Origin of the sequence: Rhodococcus sp. 14-2483-1-1 (assembly GCF_002259335.1) — a bacterium.
Lineage (GTDB): Bacteria > Actinomycetota > Actinomycetes > Mycobacteriales > Mycobacteriaceae > Rhodococcoides.
This window is the reverse complement of the sequence record NZ_NPFX01000002.1, coordinates 209,428-215,467: the sequence shown is the minus strand read 5'-3', so window position 1 is coordinate 215,467 and position 6,040 is coordinate 209,428. Positions and strand designations below refer to the sequence as shown.

The following is a 6,040-nucleotide window of genomic DNA, read 5'->3' as shown; positions in this document are numbered from 1 at the left end:
TAGAGACGGTGAGCGTTCTCGGCACGCGTCACTGAGGCGGTTGTGTGGGAGCGCCGCCGATGAGGAGTGTTCAGTGAGTTCGGAGTGGTCGGGGACCGGTACGTCCGGTAAGGCAGCGCGACCGAAGGGACGTGTCAGGCGTCCGAAACCGGGCCGTAGCCGACCCGCACGGGTTCCTACCTTGCCGGCATTGCTCTCGGCAGCGGTAGAGAAGAATCCGACGGGTACCGCGCTCGTTTTCGGCGAAACGTCGGTTACGTACGAAGAACTCGACGGGCAGTCGTCGAAGTTGGCTCGGCTGTTGATCTCTCACGGCGTCGGACCGGACCACCTGGTGGCGATCGCACTCGATCGATCCATCGAATCGGTGGCCTCGGTATGGGCGGTCGCGAAGTCCGGCGGAGCCTTCCTGCCGATCGATCTGCGGTATCCACCCGGGCGGATCGAGCACATGGTGACCGACTCCGGTGTTCGATGGGGACTGACGACGTCCGACCGGGTGGCCGAGCTGCCCGACGGAGTGTCCTGGATCGCACTGGACGGGACCGACGAAATGCGGCAACTCGAGCAGTTGTCGGCAGAGCCGATCGCACCGCAGGACCGTCTGGCTCAGCCGGTTCCCGCCAATCTGGCCTACGTGATCTACACGTCCGGGTCGACCGGAAGGCCGAAAGGGGTCGCGGTCACGCACGCCGGACTCGCCCCGCTCGCCGCCACCGTCAACGACACGTTCGAGACCTCCGGTGACTCTCGCACAATGCATTTCGCCTCACCCAGTTTCGACGCCTCCGTGTTGGAACTGCTGATCTCCATCGTGAACGGGTCGATGATGGTGATCGTTCCGTCGGGTGTCTACGGCGGAACGGAATTGACCGAGATCATGGCGAATCATCGAGTCACTCACGCGATCATCACGCCTGCCGCGCTGACGACCATGGATTCCGGCGACCTTCCCGACCTTCGTGCCCTTGCCGTCGGAGGGGAAACCTTCACCGCGGAGCTGATGGGACGATGGGCCCGTGGTCGGCAGTTCCACAACGCCTACGGCCCCACCGAAACGACCGTCATCTGCAGCCTGTCCGCCCCGCTCGTCTCCGGCGGAGCCGTCGACATCGGCTCGCCCACACAGAGTATGGCCAGTCATGTGCTCGACGACCGCCTCCGGCCGGTTCCGGTGGGCGTGGTGGGGGAGTTGTACATGAGTGGGCCGGGACTGGCCCGCGGCTATCTCGAGCGTACGGGGCTCACGGCGCAACGGTTCATAGCCAATCCCTTTGCGGTAGAGGGCGATCCGTCGCACTCGCGGATGTACCGAACCGGCGACCTGGTTCGGTGGCGACAGGGCGACAGCGGACCTGTGGTGGAGTACGTCGGTCGCAACGACGCGCAGATTCAGCTGCGAGGCTTTCGCATCGAACTCGGGGAGATCGACGCGGTGCTCGCGGGCGTGGACGGGGTCGACTTCGCCGTGACCGTAGGACACCGACGCGATTCCGGTGCAACCGAACTGGTCGGCTACGTCCTGCCGAACACGGGAGTGGATCTCGGCGTCGATGAGGTTCTGGACGCAGCGAAGAGATACTTGCCTGCGCACATGGTCCCGACGACGCTGACGATACTCGAGTCGATTCCACTGACACCGGCAGGCAAGCTCGATCGAAGTGCCCTACCGGAACCGGTGTTCGCGGTGCGCGAGTTCCGAGCTCCGACGACTCCGACCGAGATCGTCGTGGCCGACGTCTTCGCCGACTTGCTCGGTGTGGACGAGGTGGGGTCCGACGACGAGTTCTTCTCGCTGGGTGGCAACTCGCTCCTTGCGACGCAGGCCGCTGCGCGCATCGGCGCAGCGCTCGGGCGCCGAGTGCGACCGCGGGCACTGTTCGACAATGCCACCGTCGAGTCGTTGGCCGCGTCGATCGATGCGGCCGAGGCCGACGCGCTGACCGTTCTGGACTCGTCCAGGCCTCGCCCGCAACATGTTCCGCTTTCTCCGGCGCAGCAGCGCATGTGGTTCCTCAACCGGTTCGACACCGCATCGGCGATGAACAACGTGCCGGTGGCTCTGGCTCTGACCGGCGCGCTCGACGTCGATGCAATGCGCGCGGCGATAGACGATGTGATCGCTCGGCACGAGTCGCTGCGCACCGTGTACCCCGAACTCGACGGAACGGGGTTCCAGCAGATTCTCGACGTGTCCGGTGTCGACGTCACCATGGAGGTCGTTCCGGCGTCACGCGAGTCGGCACCCGAGGCGGTGGGTGAGTTCCTGTCGAGGGGATTCGACGTGACGACGGAGATTCCGTTTCGGGTACGGCTGTTCGAGATCACGGACCCGGACGGATCCGAGCCGGAGTTCGTGTTGGCTTTCGTCGCTCATCACATCTCCGCCGACGGGTTGTCCATGGGGCCGCTGTCGCGAGATGTGATGACTGCCTACGTGGCTCGTGCGGCTGGAGACGCACCGAACTGGCCTCCGCTGGCTGTGCAGTACGCCGACTACACACTGTGGCAGCGCGAGATGCTCGGTTCCGAGGACGATCCGAATTCGTTGGTGTCCAAACAGATCGCCTTCTGGGAAGCTGCATTGGCAGGCACCCAGGAACAACTGCAGTTGCCGTGGAATCGACCACGTCCTCGGGTGGCGTCCGGGCGAGGTGGACTGACGCAGTTCGCCGTCGAGCCCGAGACGTACGCGCGCATCGTCGAACTCGCGCACAGGCATGACGCGACACCGTTCATGGTGGTACACGCGGCGTTGGCGGTTGTGCTTGCGAGGCTGTCCGGTTCTCCCGACGTCGCCGTCGGTGCGCCGGTCGGTGGTCGCGGCGATGCCGGTCTCGACGATCTGGTCGGCATGTTCGTCAATACGGTGATCCTGCGGACGCGGGTCGACGGCGATCGATCGATTGCGCAACTTCTCGACCAGGTGCGAATCTCCGACATGGATGCCTTCGAGAACGCAGAGGTGCCGTTCGAGCGTCTGGTCGAGGTGCTCGATCCGGTGCGATCGCAGAGCCGACATCCGCTGGTGCAGGTTGCACTATTCTTTCAGAATTTCTCCGAGGGAACGTTCGAGCTTCCCGGGTTGACGGTCTCGCGGTTCGGGGCCGCAGCGTTCTCGGCCAAGTTCGATCTGCAGGTCACGGTCACGGAATCGGCGGGTGGACTCGCCGGCGAACTGCTCTATGCGACCGACCTGTTCGACGAGGGCACCGTTGTCGCCTTCGGGGAACGGCTGGTTGCGTTGCTCGATGCTGTCACCGAGAATCCCGAGGCTCCGATCGGCGACCACGAGATACTGCCGGAGAACGAGCGATACCGAATCCTGCAGCAGTGGAACGACACCGATCACGCGGATGTACCCGATGACGAGCTATTGCTCGACGGATTCGATCGACAGGTCGCCGCGACTCCGGATGCCGTAGCCATTGTCTTCGGAGACGATGTGCTCACCTACGCCCAGTTCTCGGCTCGGGTGGATGCCGTAGCGCAGCGGTTGCATCAGGACGGCTCCGGTCCCGGCGCTCTCGTCGGGTTGGCCATGAAACGGTCCATCGAACTGGTCGTCGGGATGTACGCGGTGTTGCGCGCCGGTGCGGCCTACGTTCCCCTCGATCCCGATCAACCGATCGAGCGAAACGATCACATTCTGTCCACGGCAGATCCGATGGTCGTACTGTCCACCAGCAGAGACGAATTCGCGACGACCAGTGAAGTCCCGGTCCTGCTGATCGACGGGGTGGAGCGGATCGATGCTGTGCCCACGTTCGGACGTCCCCACTCCGCCGATCTCGCGTACGTCCTGTTCACCTCGGGTTCGACGGGCAGGCCCAAAGGTGTCGCGGTCGAGCATCGGGCCATCGTCAACCAGATGGTCTGGATGGCCGAGGAGTACGGACTCGACGAATCGGACGTGTATCTACAGAAAACGGCGACGACGTTCGACGTGTCACTGTGGGGCTTCTTTCTTCCCCTACGGACCGGCGGGCAGTTGATCATCGCGCCGCCGGGTGCGCAGCGCGAGGTCGATGTCGTCGGCGACTTGATCTCCCGACATCGAGTGACTGTGACCGATTTTGTACCGTCGATGTTGACCGTATTCGCGGAATCCGTTGCTGCGGAAGCGATATCTACACTACGGCACGTATTCGTCATCGGAGAGGCTCTACCCTCTCGGACGGTGGCGGCCTGCCGCGGCGTGTCGAACGCACGAGTGCACAATCTCTACGGTCCCACCGAGGCGGCCGTGTCGGTGACCTATCGTGATGTCTCCGATGACGCAGCCGACCTCGTTGCCGCGTCCGGCGACGGTTCGGTGTCGATCGGTGTTCCGGAATGGAACACCGCTGTGCGAGTTCTGGATTCGCGACTGCATCCGGTTCCTGCCGGGGTGCCCGGTGAGCTGTATCTGGCGGGTGTGCAATTAGCCCGCGGTTATGTCGCACGACCGGATCTGACGTCCGAACGGTTCGTGGCCGATCCGTTCGGCAGCGCCGGTGACCGCATGTACCGAACGGGCGACCTGGTGCGATGGTCGATGCTCGGCGACGGCCGAATCGAGTACATCGGACGTACCGACTTCCAGGTCAAGTTCCGCGGTCAGCGCATCGAGCTCGGGGAGATCGAAACCGCTCTGACATCGTTGCCCGGAGTCGGTCAGGCGGTGGTCGTGGTCTCCGGCTCGGTCGCCGGTGACCTTCTGGCTGCGTACCTCGTACCGGTAGCCGATGCGGTTCTCGACACCGAGGATATTCGCACCAGGCTCGGCTCGCTGGTTCCGTCGTACATGGTGCCGTCGGCTTTTGTTGTCCTGCAGTCACTTCCGCTGAATCCGGCGGGCAAGCTCGATCGCCGAGCGTTGCCGGATCCAGTGTTCGAGGCGCGCGAATTCCGTTCTCCTGCCACCGCGGTGGAGGAGGCAGTGGCGTCGGTGTTCGCGGATGTACTGGGCGTCGAGCGAGTCGGGTCGGACGACGATTTCTTTTCGCTGGGCGGAAACTCGCTGTCGGCAATGAAGCTCGTGTCCCGGTTGGGTCGCTCCCTCGAAGGCGTGACGGTGCCGGTGTCGTGGTTGTTCTCCGATTCCTCGGTCGCAGCATTGGCGTCGCGGATCGATGCGGCGCGTCGTTCCGATACTCCGATCGCCGAAGAGACCGGACTGGACACCGTCGTCGAACTGCGTGGGGGAAGCGGCACGCCACTGTTCTGTGTACATCCGATCGTGGGACTGTCCTGGGCGTTCGGCGGATTGGCGCCGTACGTCGACAGCACCCGGCCCCTCTACGGTCTGCAATCTCCGGTGCTGGCCGGCGACCCGATGCCCGCCTCGATCGACGAGTGGGCATCGATCTTCGTCGATCGCATCCGCGAGATTCAGCCCAGCGGGCCCTACCACCTGCTGGGGTGGTCGATGGGCGGCGTCATCGCTCATGCGGTCGCCGTGCAGTTGCGAGGGCTCGGGGAGACGGTGTCGACGCTGGCAATGATGGATTCGTTCGTGCTGTCCCGAACCACACATCTCGTAGAACGGACGGTGACTGCGGGGGAGGTGCTCGGCGGGTTGGGCATCGACTCCGAACACGACTCGGACGTGTCCGAACTAACCGTCGATTCCGCCATGGCGCTACTCCGCACCATGCCCGCTCCGTTCGATGCGTTGTCCAGAGAGCGGGTGCAGGGCATCGTCGACGGAATCGAACGGTCGGCCGCGATGCTGCAGGCCCATGAGCCGGAGCGGTTCGACGGTGAGCTGCTCTATTTCGCGTCCGTCGTCGACGACCCGACAGGTGTTGCCGGTGCATCGACGTGGACCGAGTTCATCGACGGGAAACCGACCGTGACGCAAGTTCATTCGACGCACTGGCAGATGGCGTCGGCGTCGGCTCTCGCCGAGATCGGACCTGTGCTCGACGAATGGATATCTCGCTGACGGAGAGCGGCACCGCATGAAGTCGTATCGCTGGGCAGCTCACATCTGAACGCAACGTCAGTTCGAGGGTAACGAATCCAGCAAAGTACCCGATATCTCGAGTGATGCGTA

Annotated in this window: 1 protein-coding gene; it reads left to right on the top strand. The window is 63.9% G+C overall.

The features are described 5' to 3' along the window. The first annotated feature begins 73 nt into the window (after positions 1-73). Complete coding sequence (locus CH294_RS01080; RefSeq protein ID WP_249304966.1) at positions 74-5,929, top strand: non-ribosomal peptide synthetase; 5,856 nt, start codon at positions 74-76, stop codon at positions 5,927-5,929. Positions 5,930-6,040: the final 111 nt, after the last annotated feature.